The following is a 24,278-nucleotide window of genomic DNA, read 5'->3' on the forward strand; positions in this document are numbered from 1 at the left end:
TGCGCCGATGTTCCCATCACCATCTCAACCTCAATAACCGCGGCTACGGTCAACGAGTCCCGGCAATTCTTCGCCGCGGCGGTGGCGTGCGATGACGTCGAGCACGAAATCGACGGCCGTATCCGGCGTGGTCATGCTGGCATTGTGCGGCGTCAGCAGGATGCGCGGATGGCTCCAGAACGGATGGCCCGCGGACAGCGGCTCCGGCTCGGCGACGTCGAGAACGGCGCCTGCGAGCGCGCCGCTGTCGAGCGCGGCGAGGAAATCGGCTTCGACGAGATGCGCGCCACGGCCGACATTGACGAGAGAGGCACCGCGCGGCAGACGCGCGAACAGGTCCGCGTTCAAGATACAGCGGGTCTCGTCGGTCAGCGGCAGCAGGCAGACGAGGATGTCAGTCTGCGACAGAAAGTCCGGCAGCGAGCCCGCGCCCGCATAGCAGGTTACGCCCTCGATCTCGCGCGGCGAGCGATTCCAGCCGAGCAGCGGAAAGCCGAACGCCTTGAGCCGATCGAGCACGGCCTGGCCGAGTTGGCCGAGCCCCATCACGCCGACACGCCGCCGCTTCGCCGGCGTGATCCGGATCTCGCGCCAGACCTGCTCCCTCTGCTGGGCGATGAAATGGAGGAGATCACGATGCAGGCCGAGTACCGCCATGGTGACGTATTCCACCATGGTCTCGGCGATGCCGGGCTCCAGCATGCGGACGAGAGGAATATGCGCGGGAAGCTTTGTGGCGTCGAATTGATCGACACCCGCGCCGACCGAGAAGACCAGTTCGAGATTCGGGAACGTCGTGGCGATATCCTCCGGCGGCACCCACGCCACCAGATACCTGATATCAGCGGGGTTGCCGATGTCGGGCCAGAGCCGAAACGGCAGATCGGGTGCGCGCTCCGCAAAGAAGCGCGCCCACTCGGCGCCGCGAACCATATTGGCCTTGTAGAGAACCGTCATGCCGCCTCAAAACGGGCTGACCGGCGCGAGCCGCCGGCCGTCGATCATGCGCTTGTGGCTGTAAGCCACCGGGTCGACCAGTGGTGTCGAGCCGGTCACGATATCGGCGGCGAGCTTGCCGGCCGCGGGACCAATGCCGAAGCCGTGACCGGAGAAGCCGGTGGCGAGGAAGAAGCCGGGCAAGGCATCAACCGGCGAGATCACGGGGATGGTATCAGGCGTGCAGTCGATGGTGCCGCCCCAGGCTTCCGCGATCTCGATGTCCTTCAATTCCGGATTCGAACGGATCAGCGACGCCAGCGCCGCATTGACCAGTGACATGTCGGGGGCCGGATCGCGCACGCGTTCGGCTTCGAACGGCGACGGATTATCAAAGCTCCAGCTGGTGCCGCGTACGATCTGGTCGAAGAACGACTTGCCGAATGACAATTTCAGCCCGTTCTTGCGATGCTGATAGGTCGGCCAGAAGGTGCGGGCGTAGCGGAACAGGTCGGGCGACAGCTCGACCGTGCCGCGGTTGCGCAGCGCCAGCGTAAAGCCGCCGTCGAGACGGCGGCGGATGCAATAGAAATCGGTGCCGAGCGCGCCGGAGGTGATCTCCGGTCCGGGGGTGGTCCGGCATGCCGTGGCGTTAACGAGACCGATCGGCAGCTCGATGCCGTGACGGCGGCAGAACAGCGACGACCAGGCACCGCCCGACAGCAGCGCGGATTGCGTGCGAATGGTGCCCTTCTCGGTGACGACGGCGCTAACCCGGCCTCCCAGAGTCTCCAGTCCGCGCGCGGCGCAGCCCTGATGGATGGTGACGCCGTGCTTTCGCGCGGCCGTGGCGAGCGCGGGCACGGCCATCGACGGCTCGGCGCGGCCGTCGCTCGGCGTGTGCAGGCCGCCGACCCATTTGTCGGCATTGCCAGGCATGCGTTCGGCGATCTCGGCCGGCGTCAGGATGGTGGAGTGGACCTGCTGCTCGCGCGCGACCGCGGCCCAACGTTCCCAGCTCGCAAGCTCGTCCTTGCTCTTGGTCAGGAACAGCACGCCGGTGCGGCGGAAGCCGGCATCGACGCCGGCGTCGTTCTGCATGTCCTCCCACAGCCGCAGCGCCTCACGTGCCAGCGGAATCTCCTCGCGCGCGCGGCCCTGTTGGCGGCACCAGCCCCAATTGCGGCTCGACTGTTCGCCGCCGACATGCCCCTTCTCGACCAGCGCGACGGAAAGACCCTTCTTCGCCAGATGATAGGCCGCAGACACGCCGATCACGCCGCCGCCGATGACGACGACATCCGCCTGTGCCGGCAGGCGTTCATCGCTGTTTATACGGTTGAGCGGCGGGGACATGGGGCACTCCTGGACTTCAGTTCGAACGGACCTGGGCTCGTCATGGGATGTTCATTCGCGGATCGAGCGCATCGCGCAGGCCGTCACCGAGGAAGTTGAAGCTGGTGACCGCCAGCGTGATGGCGACGCCCGGCGCGATCGCGAGCCAGGGCGCGCTGGTGAGATAGATCTGGGCGTTGTTGAGCATGTTGCCCCAGCTCGCGGCCGGCGGCTGGATGCCGTAGCCGAGATAGCTGACATAGGATTCGAGCAGGATCGCCTTGGCGACGTTCAGCGTCGCCGCGACCACGATCGGCGCGATCGCGTTGGGCACGAGCTCGCGGAACATGATCCGCAGGTTCGAGGAGCCGAAGGCGAGCGCGGCGACCGCAAACTCACGCTCCCGCAGCGATCGCACCTGCGCCTCGACGACGCGGGCAACGGCCATCCATGCAGTTGCCGCAATCAGCACGGTGGTGGTGATGAGACCAGGCTCGGTGAGCGCCGCCAGCGCAAGCAGCAGGAAGATGGTCGGGAAGCACAGCACGGCGTCGACGAGCCGCATCAGCACCGCGCCGGCCACGCCGCCATGGAAACCGGCGAAGGCGCCGACGACGATGCCGACCGCCATCGCGATCACCATCGCCACAATGCCGATCGAGAGCGAGACGCGGCCGCCCATCATCAAGCGCGCGAGCACGTCGCGGCCGAGTTCGTCGGTGCCGAGGATATGCGCACCCGACAGCGGCGGCGCGAACCGCTTCATGATGTCGATATAGGTGTCATCGAATGGCAACAGATAAGGACCGAACGCCGAGCCGAGCACGAGCACCAGAATGATCACGGCACCCGCGAGTGCGAGGCGGTGCCGGCGGAAGCGCCGCCAGGCGGCCTGGCCGGGGGCGGGCTGGACTGTGGAAAGGGTCGCCGTCGCCATCGCCTAGCCCACCCGGATGCGCGGATCGACGACGGCGTAGAAGATGTCGGCGAGCAACGAGCCGATCAGCACCATGGTCGCCGAGAACATCAAGATGCCCATCACCACGGGATAGTCGCGATAGCCGATGGAATCGAGGAACAGCCGGCCCATGCCGGGCCAGGTGAAGACGGTCTCGGCCACCAGCGCGCCGCCGAGCAGCGTCGGAAACTGCAGACCGGCCACAGTGATCATCGGCAGCAGCGCGTTCCGCAGCGCGTGCACGGTGAGGATGCGCCACTCCGGCATGCCCTTGGCGCGGGCGGTGCGGATGTAGTCCTGGTCGATGACTTCCAGCATGGAGGAACGCATGAAGCGGCCCCACATCGCAGTCTCGACCAGCGCCAGCACCATCGCCGGCGCAATCAGATGATGCACCAGGTCGAGGAATGAGCCATCGCCGACGGTCTCGCGGTTGCCGGCCGGCAGCCAGCCGAGCTTCACCGAGAAGACATAGATGGTGACGAGCCCGAACCAGAAGGTCGGGATCGACAGTGCGATCATGGCGCCGACGGTTGCGAGCGTGTCGAACAGCGAATAGCGGCGCAGCGCACCCAGCACGCCGATCCAGCAGCCGAGCAGCACGGCGATGATCGTCGCCGTCGCCATCAATTCGAGGGTTGCGCCGAGATGCGAAGAGATCACCGACAGCACCGCCTCGCCGTCGCGATAGGAGCGGCCCCAATCGCCGCGCACCATGCGACCGAACCAGTCGAGATACTGGATCGGCAGCGGGCGATCGAGCCCGAGCTGCTTGGTGACGCGGTCGAGATCCTCCTGCGTCATCTGCGCGGAGGCCGCGAATTGCGAGAGCGGACCGCCGGGCGCCAGGTGCAGGATGGAAAAGCCGATTCCCGAGACGATCACCAGCAGCATGATCGCCTGGGCCAGGCGGTTGACGACGTAACGGGCCATCTCAGGCTGCCCTGCACACCTGATAGATCAGGCCCAGTACCATTCGCGGATGTTCCAGCAGTTGATGGAGGTGTTGATGTTGGGACGGAAGCCTTGCAGCCCCTCCTTGACGCCCTCGGCAATGAACCCCTGAAACAGCGGCAGGATGGCGAGATCGTTACGGATCAGCTTCTGCAGCTCGCCATAGGTCGCCTTGCGCTGTGACAGATCGAACTGCTTGGCGCCTTCGGCGAGCAGCCGATCGGCCTCCGCGCTCTGGTACTGATAGGTGTTGTAGCCGCGGCCGCCTTTGGCGGGAATGGAGCCCGAGCCGAAGCGCGGCGTCACGTCGGGGTCGCTGCCCAACATGAAATTCACGCCCACGATCACCGAGTTGAACTTCGACTGCTGCCAGAAGTCGCCCCAGATCACGGCCGCCGGCATGTTGTTGACGCGCATCGCAGCGCCGATCGCACGCCAGTCCTGGATCAGAAGCTGCTGGGTCTGCTCGCGCACCGCGTTGCCTGACGTCGTGGAGTTGGCGAATTCGAGCTTGACGCCGCCCTTCTCGCGAATGCCTCCGGAGCCGCGAACCCATCCGGCGGCATCGAGCAGCGCGTTGGCCTTGGCCGGATCGTATTTATGCTGCGGCAGTCCCTGTTGGAACGACCAGGCCTGCTGCGGCACGAAGCTCTCGGTCTGCTTGGGCAATCCGTAATTGAGCGCATCGATGATCGCTTGCTTGTTGATGGCGAGATAGAGCGCTTCGCGCACCGCGCGGTCGGCGAAGGGACCGAACTCCAGATTGGGCGCGATGTGCTCCACAGAGGACGTCGAGGAGACAACGATCTTGCGCCCCTTCAGCGTCTTCGCCTCCTGCACGAAATTCGGCAAGATGCCCTGCAGGCCGGTGTAGTCGACCTGGCCGGTGCGGAACTGGGTGTAGAGAACGGTGAGATCAGGAATGTATTTGAAGACCACGCGTTCGACGTACGGTCCCTTGCCGTGATAGCCGGTGTGGGCATTGAGCAGGATGTGGTCGCCGGGCACGCGCTCGCCCCAGCGGAACGGCCCGGTGCCGACAGGCGCATTGTGGAATGGTGAGGCGTTCGGATCGGAGACCTTCTCCAGGATGTGCTTGGGCACGATGAAGGTCAGCGATCCCAGGATCGACATGTAGGGCGAATAAGGCGCTTCCATTCGCCAGTGGATCTCGTCGGGCGCGACGACCTTGATGTCCTTGACCAGGCTATGGCCGACGCGGCTGCGGGCGCGAAAATCGGGATTGTTGATCAGCTCGAGCGAGAACTTGACGTCATCGGCCGTGAACGGCGTGCCGTCATGCCACTTCACGTCGCTGCGCAGCTTGATCTTCCAGGTCAGACCGTCGGCCGACAGACCGCCATTCTCGATGGTCGGGACTTCGCGCGCGAGGTCGGGAACGAAATTGCCGGCGGGATCGATGAACCAGAGCAGAGAGAACACCTGCCACCAGACGCCCTGATCGACCTCGATGCCGGGCATCAAGGGATGAAAGACGGTCGGCTCCTGCGACAGCGCTGCGATCACCTGCCCGCGCGGCTTGTCCGGCGGATTGGTCGGGCGTTCGACCTGCGCGAAGGCGTTGCCTGCAAGTGTCCATCCTGCCGCGGCGCCGGCCCCAAGCTGGAAGAATTGACGGCGATTCGGAATGCCGAGATGCACTGCTCCAACGCCGAACTTGCCGGTGCCGTCTGCCATGGCCACTCTCCGTTGTCGCACGCGGCACCGTCCCCCGCGCCCCGAGACCCCGGCGAAGGGACAGGAGTGGGCTTTAGTGCTTCTAAATTTTTCAGCCAAAATTTCATCACGACTAAATACAGCTGTCAATCGCATTGCTAGAATGCGCGACCTTTTCACTCCGACTAAAGCCAGGGCCTAGTGGTCCGAGGCTGAGATGATGCATGGGAGAGCGACATGGATGGTCGCGGCGATACGAAGGATCCGAAGGACGCCCCGGCGATCGAGGCCGACGATGCGGTCGACCAGCGCCTCGGCGAGACCGTGCGGCTGCTGCGTCAGCGCGCCAGCCTCTCGATCCAAGACGTCGCCAACAAGACCGGCCTCTCCACCGGCATGATCAGCCAGCTCGAACGCGCGCGTGCCATGCCGTCGATCCGCACGCTGCGCCTGCTCAGCATCGCGCTCGACGTTCCCATCTCCTATTTCTTCGAGAGCAGCGATCCCGCCGACGTGCAGCGCTACATCGTGCGCAAGAATAACCGGCGGCTGCTGCGGCTCACCGCCAGCGGCGTGGTCAAGGAAGCGCTCACGCCTGACGGCAAAGGCCAGCTCGAGCTCTACGAGCTCACGCTCAATCCCGGAGCCTCCTCCGGCACCGACTTCCTGCAGCACACCGGCGAGAAGGCGGGCTACATCCTCTCGGGCAGCCTGCGGCTGTGGCTCGACAACCAGGCTCATGTACTGGAGGCCGGCGACAGCTTTCGCTTTCCGAGCATCGTGCCGCACATGTTCGACAACCCGACCCAGCAGGTGGCGCGCGTGATCTGGGTGACGACGCTGCGCCAGACCGATCCGCCGGCGGGATGATACGGTACTCCCTCTCCTGAGGGGCCCCGCCGCCCGCTACCACCGTAAATTGCCCCTCGACGGAGCCACGCGGAGTCTGTAGCTCACATCAAGCCGGACGAAGCGGCCGGGCGGTCCGCGGTTGGCGTCTTTGGTGTGAGACCATGAAACTCAGGGGGCTTCTGACACTTGCGATGGCCGCCCAGGTCATCGTGACCGCTGCGGCCCTTCTCGCCTCCTATGCTGTGACTGGCAGCGCAGGGTTCGGCACGGCCCAACTCATTGCCCTGCTGGTGAGCGCCGCCGTTGCAGCGCTGCTCGCGCGGCTCTGCACGCGGGCCATCGAAACATCAGAAGCAAAACGCGCCGCCGCGCAATCAGCCGCACTGTCGCAAGCGCGCAGCGACAGTGCGCAGATGACGCAAGCCGTCATCAGGACCGCACTCGATGCCTTCATTCAGATCGACGACAGCGGTGTCGTGCTGGAGTGGAGCCTTCAGGCCGAGGCCCTGACCGGATGGACGCGCGAAGAGGCTCTCGGCGCCGATGTCGTCGATCTCATCGTCGCCGAGCCGCTCCGCGCCGCCTTCAGGCAACGCATGGCGCGACTCGTTCCGGAATTGTCGGCCGCACCAAGCGGCATGCGCTTCGAGGTCAGCCTGATCGACAGGAACGGCGACCACATCCTGACCGAGGCGTCCAGCACGGTGTTACGGGTAGGAGAGCGCTCCATCATCAACACCTTCGTCAGGGACATCACCCATAAGCGCGCTGCCGAGGAGCAATTGATCCAGGCCCAGAAGATGGAGGCGGTCGGCCAGCTCACCGGCGGCATCGCGCACGAATTCAACAACATGCTCACCGTGATCACCGGTACGATCGAGATCCTCGCCGACGCCGTCAAGGACAACCCGCCGCTTGCGACCATCACCAAGCTGATCAGCGAAGCCGCCGACCGCGGCGCCGCGCTGACATCGAGCCTGCTGTCCTTTGCACGCAAGCAGGCGCTCCAGCCGGCCGAGATCGATGTCAACGAGCTGATCGAGGAGCTGGCAAAGCTGCTGGCGACCTTCGACAAGAAGGTCGAGATCGTGACCAGGCTTGGCGGCAACGTCTGGCTCGCCTACGCCGACCGCGGCCAACTGAGCTCGGCGCTGCTCAACCTCGCAATCAACGCTCGCGATGCGATGCTGGACGACGGCAAGCTGACGCTGACGACGCGCAACGTCGTGTTTGGCGTCCGCGAGGCGGTGGCGGTCGGCGCCGGCTATGCCGGCGACTATGTCGAGATCGAGATCGCCGATACCGGCACCGGCATTCCGCGGGCCATCCTCGAGCGCATCTTCGATCCGTTCTTCTCGACCAAGGAGGTCGGCAAAGGCACGGGGCTCGGGCTCAGCATGGTGTTCGGTTTCGTCAAGCAGTCCGGCGGCGGCATCAAGGTCGCGTCCGAAGAAGGAAGCGGCACGGTTTTCACGATCTACCTGCCGAAGGCGGAGACGAGCGCGCTTCGCCCGACCGGCTATGACGACCGCAAGATCGTCGGGGGTAAGGAAACCGTCCTTTGCGTCGAGGACGACCGCGACGTCCGCCGCTACGTCACCGTCCAGCTCGAGAGCCTCGGCTACAAGGTCATCTCCGCCGCCAATGCGGCCGAAGCGCTGGCCGTTTCGGCCGAAGGCACCGCGTTCGACCTGCTCTTTACCGACATCGTGATGGCCGGCGGCATGAACGGACGGGAGCTCGCCGAGCAAATGGTGGCCGCGCGGCCGTCCCTGCGGGTGCTGTTCACATCCGGATATGCCTATGATTCGCTGCACACGCAGGGACGCGCCACGATGGCGCCGCTGCTGAGAAAGCCCTATCGCAAGGCGGAGCTCGCACGCATGCTGCGCCGCTGTCTCGACACCGCGGTCGATTCCGCCGGCGATGCGATCCCGACGCCCTACTCCGTGCAGGCTGACGTCGAGGCTTTTCTGCGCAGGCAGGCGGCCGAAGACAACGGCACGACGCGGCCGCGGAGATAGGCGTCTCGCTTCAGCTCATCCTTCGCCGCAACGTCGCCGAGGGCGTCTCGCCGAATTTTTCGCGGTAGGCCCCCGCCATGCGGCCGAGATGGGTGAAGCCGAGATCGAAAGCGATCTCGGTGATGGAGGCATCGGGCGAAGCCTGCGCGAGGCGGGCGTTCAGACCGGCGAGGCGCATGTCGAGCAGCATCTTCGAGATCGACAGGCCGAAGTGACGGCGGAAGCCGAGCTGGAGCGCGCGAATGCCGATGCCGGAGGCGCAGGCGAGCTGCGCGAGGTCGAGCGGCTCGCCGGCATTGTCCGCAAGATGATCCCGCGCGGCGCGGAGCGCGCGCGGCAGACGCTCGGCCCGGCCCGAAAACGTCCTGATCGCATCCGACAGGTCATGCCGCTGGCCATTCAGGAGGTGATCCAGCAGAACCTCGCGCCAATCGGCCATCGCGACCGGTGACAGTCTGCCGGCGGGACCGAGACGTTCGGCAAGCGTCATCAGCTGGGCAAGGCTGGCCCGAAACGCCCGCCCCGACGGCGCGTCCAGGTCGATCACAGGATCGAACTCGACCGTGCCGGCCGCCCTGCCCGACAGCGCCGCGACGCGCTGCTCGACCATGCGACGATCGAGCAGCAGGATCGCTTGCGCGCAGTCGGCCCAGGTCATGCGCGTCGGGATCGTCGGCGACAGCAGTGACGCCGTCCGGTCCGGCACGGCATCGAGCTCGCAGGCGCCGGCACGAATGCGGGCGGTGCCCGTGAGCGGGACTTGGACCAGGAAAAAGCGTTCGAGGCAGCCGGGATCAATGCTGACCGATCCGCCATAGGCGACATAGTTGATGGAAAAGCCTGCGAATGCCGCGCAATTGTGCCGGGCGGAGAAGCCGGCGGCACGCGCACGCGTCGGCTTGAGATCGTGCGGACAGAAGATGCGTCCGATCTGCTCGGCTGCTTCGTCGACATCGTCAGTGGTGACGCGGGCGAAATCCGCAAGCCGTTCGGCTGCGGTTGGTCTCGCGCTCATTTCCAGCACGGCTGCGGACATCGTCGACCACGCTTCGCGTCACGAAATTACTTTAAGCCTATAATAGTTCCGTGACAGCGAAAAGGGCCGCATCCACAAAATCGTCGTGCTGCATGGCAACAGCCGTTGCGGATTCGTTTAGCGGATAGACAGGCGGGCCACGACTGGCCGATGCTCCATCCCCGCCGGAATCCATGAGGAGGCGAGCATGACTGCACTCGAAAAGGGCATTACTGCAAACGGCACGGGCTATGGCGGCAAGAGCTGGAACATCCTGGGCCAGGTCTATTTCCCCAAGGCCGTGACCGACTCCACCTTCGCGTTCGAGACCAACAGCGATCCCGGCCAGTTCGTGCCGGTGCATATCCATCCGACCCAGGACGAGTTCATCCTGGTGCAGGAGGGCACGCTCGACCTCAAGCTCGACGGAAAATGGGTCAAGGCCCATGCCGGCGACCTCGTGCGCATGCCGCGCGGCATCCCGCACGGCTATTTCAACAAGTCCGACAAGCCGTGCCGCGCGCTGTTCTGGGTCTCGCCGATGCAGAAGCTGGAGGCGCTGTTCAACCAGCTGCACAACCTGACCGACCCTGCCGAAGTCGTACGCATCTCGGCGCTGCACGAGGTCGACTTCCTGCCACCAGAGGCGAACGACTAGGCAGCCCGCCTCCTCGTCACTTTCATCTGCTTGCAGCTCCGCCGGCCGCGCCTTGCGGCCGAACGTGGCCGCTTGCGCGCGAAACACCACTGATTGCGAGCAAACCCATGATCACTCCGAAGCATGTCTGCGTGATCGGCGCCGGCGTCTCCGGCCTTGCCGCCGCAAAAGCGTTCTCCATCCGCGGTCACCGCGTCACCATCATCGAGCGCAGCGGCGATCTCGGCGGCGTCTGGGAGCCGGCGCGCTCCTATCCCGAAGTGCAGACCCAGAGCCCGAAGGAGCTCTACCGCTACACCGACCGCGCCATGCCGGACGCCTATCCGGAATGGCCGACCGGGCCGCAGGTCCACGCCTATCTCGCCGACTACGCGAAGAGTTTTGGCCTCGACCGCATGCTGCGCCTCAACACCGAGATCGCCGGGATGGCGCGGCGCGCCGACGACAAACCGGGCTGGGCGCTGGGGCTGCGCGGCAAGGACGGTGCGACGTCGCAGGAAGACTTCGATTTCGTCGCGGTCTGCACCGGTCAATTCAACGAACCGCGCGAGCTGCATTGCCCGGGCGAGGACGGCTTTGTGGCAAACGGCGGCCAGATCCTGCATTCGTCGAAATACAATGATGCCGCCCTGGCAAAGGGACGCCGCGTCGTCGTGCTCGGCGGCTCGAAATCCGCGACCGATATCGCCGTGAACGCAGTCAAGGCAGGCGCGCGCGAGGTCACCATCGTGATGCGCGAGCCGGTCTGGCGCATCCCCTATTTCATCGGCGGGCTCGTGAACTTCAAGCGCATCCTCTACATCCGCGCGCAGGAGGAGATGTTTCCGGGCTGGGGCATCAGCACGATGGCCCGGCTCGCGCACCGCCTCGCCGCGCCGCTGGTTTGGGCGAACTGGCGCGGGCTGGAGAGCCTGTTGAAGGCGCAGCTCAAGCTCAACCGGTGCAACATGGTCCCGAAGGAGCGGATCGAGGACGGCGTCAACTGCTCGGTGCCGATCGCAACGCCGGGCTTCTATCCCATGGTCGCCGACGGCCGCATCAAGGCCGTGTTCGGCACGTTCGATCATTATGACGGCGACAGCATCGTGATGAGCGGCGGCGAGCGCATCGGTGCCGACATCGCGGTGCTCGCGATCGGCTACAAGCTCGGCGTGCCGTTCCTGCCCGCGGCCTACCAGCAAAAGCTGGTCGATGCCGATGGGCAGTACCGGCTCTATCGCCTGATCGCCAACCCTGATCTGCCCGAGCTCGGCTTCGTCGGCTTCAATTCATCGTTCTGCACCGTGCTCTGCGCCGATCTCGCCGCGAACTGGCTGGTGCGCTATGCCGATGGCCAGCTCGTCAACCAACCGACGGCGCAAGCCATGCGCGACAACATCGAGATGATGCTGCACTTCAAGCGCGTCGAACGGCCGGCCGCGGGCGTCTATGGCGGCCTGTGCGTCGCGCCGTATCACTACCGCCATTTCGACGAGCTGATGGCCGATATCGGCGCGAAGAACCAGAAGCGCGGCGGGCTCGCCGGGCGCTTCTCGCCGCCGGATGCGGATGCCTATGCCAAATTCTTGGCCACGGCGCCGGACTATCGCGCGGCGTAAGGCGTGTCGGACATCGGCAGCACCGTCTCGAGATCCGAATCGATCACATCCGCCGTGCGCTGATAGTGCTGCTGCAGCAGCGCGACGGCATCGTCGGTCTTCCGGTCGAGCACGGCCTGGAGGATCTGTGCATGCTCGGTCCCGATCTTCCGGACCGGGTAGGCCTTCGCGATCGACATCATGCGATAGCGGTAGAGCCGGTCGGCAAGCTGCTCGCAGAAGCCGAGCAGCGGGCGCGAGCCGCACAGGCCAATCAGCGTCGCGTGAAACGCGCGGTGCGCCTTTTCCCACTCGGGATTGTCCGCGAACTTTTCCGGATCGAGCGAACGCGGCGTGCGGTCGAGGCGGTGATGCGTCACCAGAAGCGCCTCCTCCCATTCTTGCGTCGCGTTCTGCATGGATTCGCGCAAGGCCAGCCCTTCGACCCAGCAGCGCGTCTTGGTCAATTCCCGGAGCTCGTCCTTGCTGACCGGCTTCACGTAGAAGCCGCGCTGCTCCATGCCGACGACGAACTCCTCGGTGGTGAGACGGTTGAGCGCCTCGCGGAGCGGGGTCTGCCCGACATTGTAGTGCTCCATCAGAAAGCGCGACTGGAGCTTGCGTCCGGGCGCAAGGCGCGTGGTCAGGATGTCGGCCTTGAGGCGGGCATAGATGCTCGTCGCCAGCGTCGCCGGCGCGTCGGTCTTCGGGCTCGACAGGTCTGAGCTCATGGCGTCCCACTGATTCGTCGAGATTTTTTGTACATCAGGCGGCTAGCGCCAAATAATTTATAAATTTCGCCTTTACGGATAGATTTATATAGATTAGTCGTTCGCCAACAACAACCGGCTTGGTGGGCGATCCGCGGCTATTCGGGTGCGGCCCTCTGCCTTGACGAGGAAGCCCGATGTCCGATTTTCCGGTGGTCGCGTTGCGCAGCGTCGAGATTGCGACGCCGCGCCTTGGCGTCTCCGCCGACTTCTATACGAAGGTCTGGGGCCTCGATGTCGCGGCCGAAGCCGAGGGCACGGTCTATCTCGCCGCGACGGGCGCGGATTTCCACGTTCTCGAGCTCTCGCAGGGCGAGCGGACTGCGCTCTGCAAAGTCACTTTTCGCGTCCGCTCGCGCGACGATCTCGACCGCCTGTTCGCGCGCGCACGCGAGGCGGATTGCGAGATCATCACGCCGCCCGGGCCATCGCACGCGCCATCGGGCGGCACGCACTTCGCGATCCGAGAGCCGCAGGGCTGCTGCATGGAGTTCGTCCACGGCGATCGCACCAAGACGGCGCGCATCGTGGCTGACCGCCCCGAGCGGCTCGCCCACGTCAACATCAACAGCGCCGACATCGAAAAGCTCTCGACGTTCTACCAGCAGGTGCTCGGCTTTCGCCTGACCGACCGCTCGAAGCTGATGGCATTCCTGTGCTGCAACAGCGATCACCACGCCGTCGTGCTCGCGGAAGCACCAAGCAACGGTCTCAACCACGTCGCCTTCTTGATGCCGGATCTGGAGTCGGTGATGCGCGGCTCCGGCCGCATGATTGATCACGGCTTTCCGATCGGCTGGGGAGTCGGCCGGCACGGGCCCGGCGACAACGTGTTCGCCTATTTCATCGATCCGGACGGGGTCGTCATCGAATACACCGCCGAAGTCCTCCAGGTCAACGACAGCTATCGCGCGAAGGGGCCCGCGGAATGGGTCTGGCCGCCGGGACGCACCGACCAATGGGGCATTGCGCCGCCCAAGAGCGAGGCCTGCAAGACCGCGCAACTCTCCGTGCTCTTCGATAGGGATCGCCGCGCATGATGATGTCCGCCGCCACCGCGGATTACGATGTGCTCGTCGTCGGCTTCGGACCGACCGGCGCCGTCGCGGCCGGACTGCTCGGCCGTCTCGGCCATCGCACGCTCGTCGTCGATCGCCTCACCGACATCTACGACAAGCCACGTGCGATCGCGCTCGACCACGAGATCTTTCGTCACTTCGACAATATGGGATTGGCCGATGCGATCGCGCCCCATGTCGAGCCCTTCACCGCCTCCGAGCATTTTGGCGTCGACGGTCAATTGATCCGGCGCGTCCACATGGTCGAAAAGCCCTACCCGCTCGGCTACACGCCCAGCATGGTGTTCAGCCAGCCGCCGGTCGAGGCCGAGCTGCGCCGCCACGCCTTGAGCTTTTCCTGTGTCCGCGCCGAGCTCGGCGTCGAGCTGGTCGATCTCGTGCAGCGGACAGACCGCGTCGGGGCGACGTTGAAGGATGCGGCAGGACAATCGCGGACGGTGACGGCGCGTTACGTCCTCGGCTGCGATGGTGCCTCGAGCACGGTGCGACAGATCGCCGGCATCGTGCTCGAAGACCTGATCTTCGATGAGCCCTGGCTCGTGGTCGACGTCCGGGTCAATCAGGCCGCGCTCGCAAAGCTGCCGCAGAACTCCGCGCAGTTCTGCAATCCGGCGCGCCCCGTCAGCTTCCTGATCGGCCCTAACAACCATCGTCGCTGGGAGATCATGCTGCTGCCGGGCGAAGACCCCAGGCAGACGGCGCGGCCGGAAAATGTATGGAAGCTGCTCGCACCGTGGCTCGCGCCAGAGGATGGCGAATTGTGGCGCGCGGCATCCTATCGTTTCCACGCCCTGGTGGCCGCTGATTGGCGCAACGATCGCATCATCATCGCCGGCGATGCCGCGCATCAACAGCCACCCTTCATCGGCCAGGGCATGTGCCAGGGCCTGCGCGATGCGACCAATCTCGTCTGGAAGCTCGATTCCGTGCTGAGGGGCGCCTCGCCCGACATCCTGCTCGACAGCTACACGGCCGAGCGCAAGCAGCACGTGATCGAGCTGACCGGAAAGATCAAGGCGATCGGCCAGTCGATCTGCGAGCGTGATCCGGCCGCCGCGCGACGCCGCGATGCGCAGATCCTGATTGCAGGCGGCGGCAAGCCGCTCGAAATCACGCGGCAGGAGATCATCCCGCCGCTCCGTACGGGCTTCCTGGCCGATCAGGATGGAGCCGCGCGCGGCAGCCTGTTTCCGCAGCCTCAGGTCCTGCACGATGGCGCGCCTTGCCTGCTCGACAAGATCACCGGGCCCCGCTTGCGCGTGCTCATCGACGGCCGCCGCAGCGAGGCCCCCTCCCTCATGGCGCTCTGCGCCGCGCATCCGCAGTTGATCGCGACGGCAATCGCGCCTGCCGGCGCCGGTGCATCCGGCGTGCTGGAAGAGACCGACGGCGTGCTGGCCGGCTGGTTCGACCGCCACGGCGTCGTGGCCGCGATCGTACGGCCCGATCATTACGTGTTCGGGGCGGCGCGCAACGCGGCCGAGCTCGGCAGTCTCTTGCGCGAGATCAGCTCACGCCTGCACGGCCATCCCGATCCGGATTTCAAAATGGAGAAGACAGCATGAAACTCGCGACCGCTGCGATCGACGGACGGACGACCTGGGGCCTTGTCGAGGGCAGCAATTTCCTCGATGTCGGCGCCGTGCTCGCCACCCGCTATGCCGATCTCAGGGCTGCCATCGCAGGTACCCTCGCAGGCGTCGCGGACGCGAAGCCCAAGGCGGCCGCCACGCCGCTTGCGGGGCTCAGCTGGCTGCCGGTCGTTCCGAACCCGGACAAGATCCTGTGCGTCGGCCTGAACTACGAGACGCACCGGAAGGAAACCGGCCGCCCCGAGGTCGAGCACCCCACCATCTTCTCGCGCTATTCCAACAGTCAGACCGGGCATCTGAAGCCCATCATCCGGCCGCGCGTCTCGACCCATCTCGACTTCGAGGGCGAGCTCGCGGTCATCATCGGCAAGGGCGGACGATACATCTCCCGCAGCGAAGCGATGGGTCACGTTGCCGGCTACTCCTGCTACAACGACGGCAGCATCCGCGATTTCCAGCGCCACACCCACCAGTTCACGCCGGGCAAGAATTTTCCCGATACCGGCGCGTTCGGCCCGTGGATGATGACGCCGGACGAGCTCGGCGAGCTTGGCGAGCTCAAGCTCATCACACGTCTCAACGGGCAGGTCGTGCAGGAAGCGCAGATCAAGCACATGATCTTCGATATCCCGTGCCAGATCGAATATTGCTCGACCTTCACCCGGCTCGAGCCCGGCGACGTCATCGTCAGCGGCACGCCCGGCGGTGTCGGCGCCAAGCGCACCCCGCCGCTCTGGATGAAGCCCGGCGACGTCGTCGAGGTCGAGGTCGAGAAGCTCGCAATCCTGCGCAATCCCGTCGTCGACGAGGCGCGGTGAGCGATCCATTCCCTGGCGGCGGCGAGGCCTGCCTCGTTCCGCCGCCAGCCCGGCGCGCCCGATGTGAGACGACATAAGCAAAAGCAGAGAGGGGAAACGTATGAGCAACACTGCCGAGGTCATAACCGGGGCGACCAGTCGCGCCGAGGCGGCGCCAATCACGCCGGCGTTCCGTAAGCTCGTGATCGCATCCTCGCTCGGATCGGTAATCGAACACTACGATTTCTTCATCTACGCTTTCACCGCTCCCATCGTGTTCGACCGCTTCTTCTTTCCAAAGATGGATTCGACGGCGAGCATGCTGGCGGTCTATGCGACGTTTGCAGTCGGCTTCATCGCCCGCCCGCTCGGCGGCATGGTGTTCGGCCATTACGGCGACCAGCTCGGCCGCAAGGCGATGCTGACGATCACCTTCGTGCTGATGGGTCTCGCGAGCTTCCTGATCGGCTGCCTGCCGAGCTACGATTCGATCGGGCTCCTGGCGCCGATCGCGCTGGTCGCCTTGCGCTTCGTGCAGGGGTTTGCCTTCGGCGGCGAATACATGAACGCGGTGTCGCTGACGCTGGAGAATGCGCCGTCGGCAAGACGCGGTTTCTTCGCTTCCTTTGTCAACGCGTCCGGTCCGATCGGCGTGATCCTGGCCTCCGGCTTCATCGCCTTGCTCGGCTTCGTCTCGACCCCGCAGGATTTTGCGCAATGGGTCTGGCGCGTGCCCTTCGTGCTCAGCCTCGTCCTCGTGGTGCTCGGCACCTACATCCGCCTCCAGGTCGACGAGTCGACCCTTTTCAGGGCGGTCCAGGCCTCAGCCGCGCGGCCGAAGGCACCGCTGCTCGACGTGGCGCGGTCGTGGAAGAAATCGGTGCTGTTCGGCTGCCTCGCCAATATGGCGCACAGCACGTTCCAGTACATGAGCACGGTCTTCGTGCTCGGCTACGCCGTCAAGACGCTCGGCATGGCGCAATCCAGCGTCACTTTCGGGACCATGGTCGCCAACGTCCTGGAAATGTGCATGGTGCCGCTGATCGCGGCCTATTCGGACCGCTTCGGCCGCCGTCCGTTCATCGCGATCGGCATCCTGCTGGCGGCGGCGTGGTACCCGATCTACTTCCAGCTCGTCGCGACCAAGGACCCGACACTGCTCGTCATGGGCCTGGTCGTCTCGATCGGAATCATTCACGCCATGATGTTTGCGCCGGAAGCAGCCTTCACGGCGGAGCAGTTTCCGACAGAGGTTCGCGTCAGCGGCTCCTCGCTCGGCAAGCAGCTCGGCATCATCCTGGGCGGCGGCATCGCGCCCCTGGTCGGCACCGCCCTGATGGGATCGAGCGGCAGCTTCACCCCTGTGATCCTCTACTTCGAGGCGATCGCGGCCTGCGCCTTCATCGGCATCCTGCTCGCCCCGGAAAGTTCGAAGCGCGCGCTATAGGTGGAGAGGGCAGCCGTCGGCTCGGGAGAGATTGCATCTCGCCAGCCTCCGCGTCTGATGCTTACGTTCCGTGGCGACGATTCGACAGCTGCCGGGGAACCGCATGGGACCGAGATATCTTGTTGCCGCTGCCTTGACGGCGCTCGCCCTCTTGACGGCACCCACCGTCGGACAGCAGGGCACGCTCACGGCAAAACAATCCGAGGCGCTCGCCGCCTACGAGCGGGCGCTCGCCGACTTCAAGTCGGTCCTGGCCGAGCGGCGGCGCCAGATCGAGGCGAAGCAGCCGCTGCCGAACCTGCCGGGACAGGCGCTGTATCTGGCGCGCGTCGCCGTCATCAGCACCTACAAGGATCTCACTGACGCCATTCCCGCTAGAATCGGAAAGCCCAATAAGTTCGAGATTCCTCCAGCCTATTTCGACGCCGACATCGAACCTTTGATCGACGAATATTCGAAACTGTTCGACATCATGGAGGCGCCGCCCGCCAATGCGCAGAACTCGCCGACGCCGTTCAAGGACGTCGTCGATCTCGCCACGGCGATCGCGCGTGCCAAGGGACTTGCACCTGGCCACGCGGACGCTGCGGGGCGCATCAGCCTCGGGCTGTTCTTTGCAGAAACCAACGGCAAGCAGAATGTTCGCAACGGACGCTCGAACACCTATATGGGCAGCTTCCAGACCGGCCCGTCCGAGGACCGCAACGGCCGCAGGAAATGGGAAGCCATCAAGAGCGAGATCGCAGCGATCGATCCAGGGCTGAGCACGCGCGACGACAAGGAGGAAGCGCGGGCCCGCGGCACCGACCACCGCTTCAACCACTGGACCAACGTGCGCGACGGCCTGATGAACGCGCATGCCGATCTGTTCCGGGAGATCCCGGGAATCGTGAAGACGCTGCCCGACCCGATCGACCAGATGAAGCTATTCGAGCTGATCCAGATCGTGCCCACCCCGACCAGATCCGCGCTCAAGTCGGGCGATCTCCTGAACTACAGGGTGTCGAGCCCCACGATCATGAAGCACTTGCGCAATAACAGCATCTTTGCTTTCGGGCAGGCTGACCGGGCGCGAGCTTCGGCAAGCTTCCGCGAGATCCTTGCCGCGATGTGGCTGTTCAACCGAAAATTCGAGCGCGCGATGGCGAAGTACGCGGAGATCAAGGGGCGCTGACAGATCGGCGCGCCGCAACGTGGGTCATGCTACTCCGTCCGGATCGGCGAATCCTTCAGCCCGTTGTTGTCGTAGGCCTTGCGCAGCGTGCCGTTCGTCGTGGCCTCCGTCATGAATTTGGTGACCAACGCCAATGCCTGGCTGTGGCCGGGCGGGACGGCGACAGCGGTCACGGTCTTCTTGAAGGTCTCGTTGAGCACCTTTGTCCCCGGAATCTTCTGCGCCATCTTGCTGAGCTGGTCGCGCGACAGCGCGAAGGCATCGATCTCGCCGCTCTTCAGCAGGCCGAAGATCTCGTCATAGGTCTGATAGCCCGTGACCTTCGCGTTCTTCAGATGCGCGATGGCGCCGCGCATGGTGGTGGTGGCGTTGACGGCCGCGACCTTGACGCCCGCCTGGTCGAGCGTGGCGAAATTGGTGATGTTCGAACCGGGTTTGACGATATAGGTGGCGTCGGCGACCTCGTAGATCGGGCCGAACATCATCTTGGTCTCGCGCTCGGGATCCTTGGGAAGCCAGGTGACGTCCCATGTGCCTTTCGACCCGGCATCGGTGATCTGGCCGGAATTCTGGTGCACCACATATTCGACGGGCACGCCGAGTTGCGCCGCCAACTCCTTGCCGAGATCGACGGGAACGCCGGCATAGCCGGCCTCGGTCTTGGTCGACCAGAACGCACCGCCCGCCGGGCTGATCGCGATCGCAACCCGCAGCTTGCCGGTCGGTGCGATCTCGTCCTTCAGGCCATCAGCTAGCGCGAGCATGACGACCGCCGCTGCGAGAACGAGGCTGGCAAGGGCCGACTGGAGCGACGTGGGCATGTCATGGTCTCCTCACCTTTTCTTCTTCTGAATGCATCACGTCGGTCACATGGCCTTTGACACAATTCTGGTCGATCGTGCGCTCAGTGAAAAGCCATTTGTCATGACAAACCTGTCAAAGGCCACGCCGCCGTTTGCAGTGCAAGGCCGCTGACTGCCATGGCTATGGTGTTCCACGGACGGGCATTTGTTGGTAGCCTGCCGCACCGACAGACAGCAACCCGGGGGCCACCGAATGACGCGCGCGAATCCCGCATTTCCGGCACGATGTAAGGAAGCGTGGAGACATGTCGGGCGGGCCTTGGCAACGGCAACCGCCGTGATCGCGCTCGCCGGCTGCGAGGACAAGAACACCTTCGTGGCACCGCCGCCGCCCAAGGTGGACGTGGCAAAGCCGGTGCAGCGCGCCGTGACGCGCTATGTCGAGGCCACCGGCAACACCGCGCCGATCAAGAGCGTCGATCTCGTCGCGCGCGTGCAAGGTTTTCTGCAATCGATCGACTATCAGGACGGCAGCTTCGTCAAGCAGGGCACCCAGCTCTTCACCATCGAGCCGGAGACCTACAAGCTCAAGGTCGAGCAGGCGAAGGCCGCGGAGGTCGGCGCGCAGGCCACCGTCAAGCAGGCCGAAGCCGATTACAAGCGCCAGGTCGAGCTCGTGCAGCGCCAGGCGGTCTCGCAATCCACCCTCGACACGTCGACATCCACCCGCGACAACGCGCAGGCCAGTCTGCAGCAGGCCCAGGTCAACACCAGGCTCGCCGAGGTCAATTACAGCTATACCAAGGTGACGGCGCCGTTCGACGGCATCGTCAGCGCGCACTTGGTCTCGATCGGCGAGCTCGTCGGCGTCTCCTCTCCGACCCAGCTCGCGCAGATCGTCGCGCTGGACCCGATCTGGGTGAACTTCACGGTCAACGAGCAGGATGTGCTGCGCATCCGCGCCGAAGCGGCCCGCCGCGGGCTGACCGTCGCCGACCTCAAACAGTTGCCGATCCAAGTGGGCCTCCAGACCGAGACCGGCTATCCGCATGAAGGCCACCTCGACTACGTCTCGCCGACCCTCAATACATCGACGGGCACGCTCGCGGTGCGCGGCGTCGTGCCCAACGACAAGCGGGTGTTGCTGCCCGGCTACTTCGTCCGCGTCCGCGTGCCCTTCGACCAGGAGAAGGGCGCCCTGCTCGTCCCCGACACCGCGCTCGGCAGCGACCAGGGCGGCCGCTATCTGCTGGTGGTCAACAGCGACAACGTCGTCGAGCAGCGCAAGGTGCAGATCGGCCCCGTCGACAACGGCTTGCGCGTGATCGAGAGCGGTCTGAAGCCGGACGACCGCGTGGTGATTGCGGGATTGCTGCGGGTGATCCCGGGCCAGAAGATCGACCCGCAAGTGACGAAGATCGAGCAGCCGCAGGCCTCTGCCAAGTAGGAGCGCCGGCCATGATTTCAAAATTCTTCATCGAGCGGCCGGTCCTCTCGAACGTCATCGCGCTCCTGATGATCCTGATCGGCGGCGTCGCGCTGTTCAATCTCGCGATCGCGCAATATCCCGATGTGGTGCCGCCGACCGTGCAGGTCACCACGCGCTATCCCGGCGCCAGCGCCAAGACCGTGATCGACACCGTGGCGCTGCCGATCGAGCAGCAGGTCAACGGCGTCGAGGACATGCTCTACATGCAGTCCTACAGCGGCTCCGACGGCACCTATACGCTGACCGTGACCTTCAAGATCGGAACCGACCTCAACTTCGCGCAGGTGCTGGTGCAGAACCGCGTCTCCAGCGCGCTGGCGCAATTACCGCAGGCGGTGCAGAACCAGGGCGTCACCGTGCAGAAGCGGTCAACCTCGATCCTCTTGTTCGTGACGCTGACCTCGCCCGACGCGAAGTACGACAGCCTGTATCTGAGCAACTACGCCACCATCAACATCCGCGACGAGCTCTCGCGCCTGCCCGGCGTCGGCAACGTCACGGTGTTCGGCGCCGGCCAGTATTCGATGCGGGTCTGGCTCGATCCCAACAAGCTGCAAGTCCGTGGCCTGGTGCCGCAGGACGTCATCAACGCGATCCAGCAGCAGAGCCAGCAGGTCTCCGCCGGCCAGGTCGGTGCGCCACCGACGCCGCCGGGCCAGTCGTTTCAGTACACGCTCAACGTCAACGGACGGCTCGACGACACCAGCCAGTTCGAGAACATCATCGTCAAATCGGGCACCAGCGGCGACGTCACGCGGGTGCGCGACGTCGGCTGGGTCGAGCTCGGCGCGCAGACCTATAGCCAGATCTTCTCGCTCAACAAGCAGCCCGCGACCGGCATCGGCGTATTCCAGTCGCCCGGCGCCAATGCGCTCCAGGTCGAGCAGGCGGTCGAGAAGAAGATGGCGGAACTCGCCAAGCACTTCCCCGAAGGCATCAAATACGACACGCCGTTCGACACCACCAAGTTCGTGGAGGCCTCGGTGCACGAGGTCTACATGACGCTGATCGAGGCCGGCCTGTTGGTGCTGGTCGTGATCCTTGTTTTCTTGCAGGATTGGCGCGCCATGCTGGTGCCGGCAACCACCGTGCCGGTGACCATCATCGGCGCCTTCGCCGCGATGGCGGCGCTTGGCTTCACCATCAACATGTCGACGCTGTTCGCGATCGTGCTGGCGATCGGCATCGTGGTCGACGACGCCATCGTGGTGGTCGAAGGCGCAGCCCACAACATCGAGCAGGGCATGAACGGCCACGACGCCGCGATCAGGGCGATGGACCAGCTGTTCGCGCCGATCGTCGGCATCACCCTGGTGCTGATCTCGGTGTTTCTGCCGGCCTCGTTCCTCGCAGGACTGACCGGGCGCATCTATTCGCAATTCGCGCTGGTGATCGCCGCGACTGCGCTTCTCTCCGCCATCAACGCGGCGACCTTGAAACCGACGCAGTGTGCGCTCTGGCTGCGGCCGGCGGTGCCGCCGGAGCAGCGCAATTTCTTCTACCGCGGCTTCAACGCCGTCTATAACCGGCTCGAGCGCGGTTACACCCGCCTGATCGGCTTCCTGGTCCGGCACGCCACCGTCTCGGTCGCGGTGGCGCTGGTCCTGATCGGGATCGGCGGCTACGGCCTGTCGCGGGTACCGACCGGTTTCCTGCCGATCGAGGACCAGGGCTATCTGATCGCTGCCGTGCAGCTGCCCGACGGCGCCGCGCTGGAGCGAACCCAGACGGTGCTCGACAGAGCGAGCGAGCTGATCAAGGACACTCCAGGCGTCCAGCAGGTCATCACCATCGCCGGCATCTCCGCGCTCGACAACAGCGCCAGCCTTGCCAATGCAGGCGTCGCCTACATCATCCTGAAGGACTGGGAAGCCCGCAAAGGGCCCGGCGAGGATCTGCGCTCGCTGGTGTACGGGCTCAACGACAAACTCGCGACCATCATGGAGGCGCGCACCATCGTGCTACCGCCGCCGCCGATCCAGGGCATCGGCAACGCCGCGGGATTTTCGATGCAGGTCGAGCTGCGCGACGGCAACAGCGATTTCGCCAAGCTGCAGGCCATCACCGGGGCGATGGTCAGTAACGGCCAGAGCCAGAGCGCGCTGCAGCGCGTGCAATCCTCGTTCCGCTCGTCAGTGCCGCAATTCAACGTCGAGATCGATCGCGTCAAGACCCAGACGCTGCACGTCACCACCGATCAGGTGTTCTCGGCGCTATCGACCTACCTGGGCTCATCCTACGTCAACCAGTTCAACAAGTTCGGCCGCGTGTTCCAGGTCTACACCCAGGCTGATCCGGCCTTCCGCGTCACCGAGCGCGACATCGCCAACATGCAGGTGCGCAACTCGAACGGCGACATGATCCCGATCGGCACCGTCGCCAAGATCACGCCGGCCACCGGCCCGTCGCTGATCAGCCTCTACAACCTCTATCCATCGTCGACCGTCATCGGCCTGCCGGCGCAGGGTTATTCCTCCGGCCAGTCGCTGAAGCTGATGGAAGAGATCGCGGACAAGACGCTGCCGCCGGGCACCGGCTATGAATGGACCGCGATGTCCTATCAGGAGAAGGCGGTCTCCAACCAGATCTACTGGGTGTTCGGCCTCGCCATGCTGCTGGTCTATCTCGTGCTCGCCGGCCAGTATGAGAGCTGGTACGCGCCGATCTCGGTGATCCTCGCGGTGCCGCTGTCGCTGCTCGGGCCGATGCTGATCCTCAGCGGCCTCAAGATCGACAACAACCTCTATTGCCAGATCGGCTTGATCCTGCTCATCGCGCTGTCGGCCAAGAACGCGATCCTGATCGTCGAGGTCGGGCTCGAGCTGCACGGCCGCGAGGGCAAGCCGCTCCTGGATTCCGCGATCGAGGCGGCGCGCGCCCGCTTCCGTCCGATCCTGATGACTTCGTTCGCCTTCATCCTCGGCGTGGTGCCCCTGGTGCTCGCCACCGGCGCCGGCGCCAGCGCGCGAAAGTCGATCGGCATCACCGTGTTTTCGGGCATGCTGGCCTCGACCTGCCTCGCAGTGCTGTTCGTGCCGGCCTTCTTCGTGGTGGTGCAGCGCTTCGAGAATTGGCGCGCGTCGAAGAAAGCGCCGAAGGCGAAGGTGGTCGCGGAGGTGAAGACCTGAGAGTGTCGGTAGG

19 protein-coding genes are annotated in these 24,278 nt (G+C 64.9%); 11 read left to right on the forward strand and 8 right to left on the reverse strand.

Annotation, left to right across the window (positions count from 1 at the left end; translation table 11 throughout):
* Positions 1–30 precede the first annotated feature (30 nt).
* From XH85_RS38635 to XH85_RS38655, 5 genes are read right to left on the reverse strand one after another with little or no spacing between them, the layout of a single operon-like run.
* Positions 31–957 (reverse strand): 2-hydroxyacid dehydrogenase, encoded by a 927-nt coding sequence (locus XH85_RS38635; RefSeq protein ID WP_128936117.1) that lies wholly within the window; start codon positions 955–957, stop codon positions 31–33.
* Between the two features lie 6 nt (positions 958–963).
* A complete protein-coding gene (locus XH85_RS38640; RefSeq protein WP_128936118.1) occupies positions 964–2,292 on the reverse strand; it encodes an NAD(P)/FAD-dependent oxidoreductase in 1,329 nt (442 codons plus the stop codon).
* Positions 2,293–2,332: 40 nt separating this feature from the next.
* Positions 2,333–3,208, reverse strand: coding sequence for an ABC transporter permease (locus tag XH85_RS38645; RefSeq protein ID WP_128936119.1), 876 nt, complete (start codon positions 3,206–3,208; stop codon positions 2,333–2,335).
* Between the two features lie 3 nt (positions 3,209–3,211).
* Positions 3,212–4,162: an ABC transporter permease gene (locus XH85_RS38650; RefSeq protein WP_128936120.1), complete on the reverse strand. Its 951-nt coding sequence runs from the start codon at positions 4,160–4,162 to the stop codon at positions 3,212–3,214.
* A gap of 27 nt (positions 4,163–4,189) precedes the next feature.
* A complete protein-coding gene (locus XH85_RS38655; protein WP_128936121.1) occupies positions 4,190–5,881 on the reverse strand; it encodes a peptide ABC transporter substrate-binding protein in 1,692 nt (563 codons plus the stop codon).
* A 216-nt stretch (positions 5,882–6,097) separates the two neighbouring features.
* Between XH85_RS38655 and XH85_RS38660 the strand changes: the two genes are divergently transcribed.
* Both XH85_RS38660 and XH85_RS38665 read left to right on the forward strand, forming a co-directional pair.
* A complete protein-coding gene (locus XH85_RS38660; RefSeq protein WP_128936122.1) occupies positions 6,098–6,730 on the forward strand; it encodes a cupin domain-containing protein in 633 nt (210 codons plus the stop codon).
* Positions 6,731–6,873: 143 nt separating this feature from the next.
* Positions 6,874–8,736 carry an ATP-binding protein gene (locus tag XH85_RS38665; protein WP_128936123.1) on the forward strand — a complete coding sequence of 621 codons (1,863 nt, stop codon included), beginning with the start codon at positions 6,874–6,876 and terminating at the stop codon, positions 8,734–8,736.
* A gap of 10 nt (positions 8,737–8,746) precedes the next feature.
* On the opposite strand, the gene XH85_RS38670 is transcribed toward XH85_RS38665, so the two are convergent.
* Positions 8,747–9,772: an AraC family transcriptional regulator gene (locus tag XH85_RS38670; RefSeq protein ID WP_128936124.1), complete on the reverse strand. Its 1,026-nt coding sequence runs from the start codon at positions 9,770–9,772 to the stop codon at positions 8,747–8,749.
* 187 nt (positions 9,773–9,959) lie between these two features.
* Here XH85_RS38670 and XH85_RS38675 point away from each other — a divergent pair, with 187 nt between their 5' ends.
* Both XH85_RS38675 and XH85_RS38680 read left to right on the forward strand, forming a co-directional pair.
* On the forward strand, positions 9,960–10,409 hold the full coding sequence (locus tag XH85_RS38675; protein ID WP_027560751.1) for a cupin domain-containing protein: 450 nt from the start codon (positions 9,960–9,962) through the stop codon (positions 10,407–10,409).
* 107 nt (positions 10,410–10,516) lie between these two features.
* Positions 10,517–12,007: a flavin-containing monooxygenase gene (locus XH85_RS38680; protein WP_128936125.1), complete on the forward strand. Its 1,491-nt coding sequence runs from the start codon at positions 10,517–10,519 to the stop codon at positions 12,005–12,007.
* Here the strand turns inward: XH85_RS38680 and XH85_RS38685 are convergent.
* Positions 11,992–12,717 (reverse strand): GntR family transcriptional regulator, encoded by a 726-nt coding sequence (locus XH85_RS38685; protein WP_128936126.1) that lies wholly within the window; start codon positions 12,715–12,717, stop codon positions 11,992–11,994. The genes XH85_RS38680 and XH85_RS38685 overlap by 16 nt on opposite strands.
* Before the next feature lie 176 nt (positions 12,718–12,893).
* On the opposite strand from XH85_RS38685, the gene XH85_RS38690 reads away from it, so the two are divergent.
* From XH85_RS38690 to XH85_RS38710, 5 genes are all read left to right on the forward strand, one after another.
* Positions 12,894–13,796: a VOC family protein gene (locus tag XH85_RS38690; protein ID WP_128936127.1), complete on the forward strand. Its 903-nt coding sequence runs from the start codon at positions 12,894–12,896 to the stop codon at positions 13,794–13,796.
* Positions 13,793–15,400 carry a bifunctional 3-(3-hydroxy-phenyl)propionate/3-hydroxycinnamic acid hydroxylase gene (locus XH85_RS38695; protein WP_420837860.1) on the forward strand — a complete coding sequence of 536 codons (1,608 nt, stop codon included), beginning with the start codon at positions 13,793–13,795 and terminating at the stop codon, positions 15,398–15,400. Before XH85_RS38690 ends, XH85_RS38695 begins: the two co-directional genes overlap by 4 nt.
* A complete protein-coding gene (locus XH85_RS38700) occupies positions 15,397–16,245 on the forward strand; it encodes a fumarylacetoacetate hydrolase family protein (protein ID WP_128936128.1) in 849 nt (282 codons plus the stop codon). Before XH85_RS38695 ends, XH85_RS38700 begins: the two co-directional genes overlap by 4 nt.
* Before the next feature lie 100 nt (positions 16,246–16,345).
* Positions 16,346–17,671: an MFS transporter gene (locus XH85_RS38705; protein ID WP_128936129.1), complete on the forward strand. Its 1,326-nt coding sequence runs from the start codon at positions 16,346–16,348 to the stop codon at positions 17,669–17,671.
* 103 nt (positions 17,672–17,774) lie between these two features.
* Entirely contained in the window at positions 17,775–18,845 is a 1,071-nt protein-coding gene (locus tag XH85_RS38710) for a hypothetical protein (RefSeq protein WP_128936130.1), read from the forward strand.
* A gap of 29 nt (positions 18,846–18,874) precedes the next feature.
* On the opposite strand, the gene XH85_RS38715 is transcribed toward XH85_RS38710, so the two are convergent.
* The gene (locus XH85_RS38715) at positions 18,875–19,666 is read right to left on the reverse strand and encodes an ABC transporter substrate-binding protein (RefSeq protein ID WP_128936131.1); all 792 of its coding nucleotides are present in this window, start codon (positions 19,664–19,666) and stop codon (positions 18,875–18,877) included.
* Positions 19,667–19,901: 235 nt separating this feature from the next.
* Here XH85_RS38715 and XH85_RS38720 point away from each other — a divergent pair, with 235 nt between their 5' ends.
* Both XH85_RS38720 and XH85_RS38725 read left to right on the forward strand, forming a co-directional pair.
* Entirely contained in the window at positions 19,902–21,095 is a 1,194-nt protein-coding gene (locus XH85_RS38720) for an efflux RND transporter periplasmic adaptor subunit (RefSeq protein WP_128936132.1), read from the forward strand.
* A gap of 11 nt (positions 21,096–21,106) precedes the next feature.
* On the forward strand, positions 21,107–24,265 hold the full coding sequence (locus tag XH85_RS38725) for an efflux RND transporter permease subunit (RefSeq protein WP_128936133.1): 3,159 nt from the start codon (positions 21,107–21,109) through the stop codon (positions 24,263–24,265).
* Positions 24,266–24,278 lie beyond the last annotated feature (13 nt).

Origin of the sequence: Bradyrhizobium zhanjiangense (assembly GCF_004114935.1) — a bacterium.
GTDB classification, from domain to species: Bacteria; Pseudomonadota; Alphaproteobacteria; order Rhizobiales; family Xanthobacteraceae; genus Bradyrhizobium; species Bradyrhizobium zhanjiangense.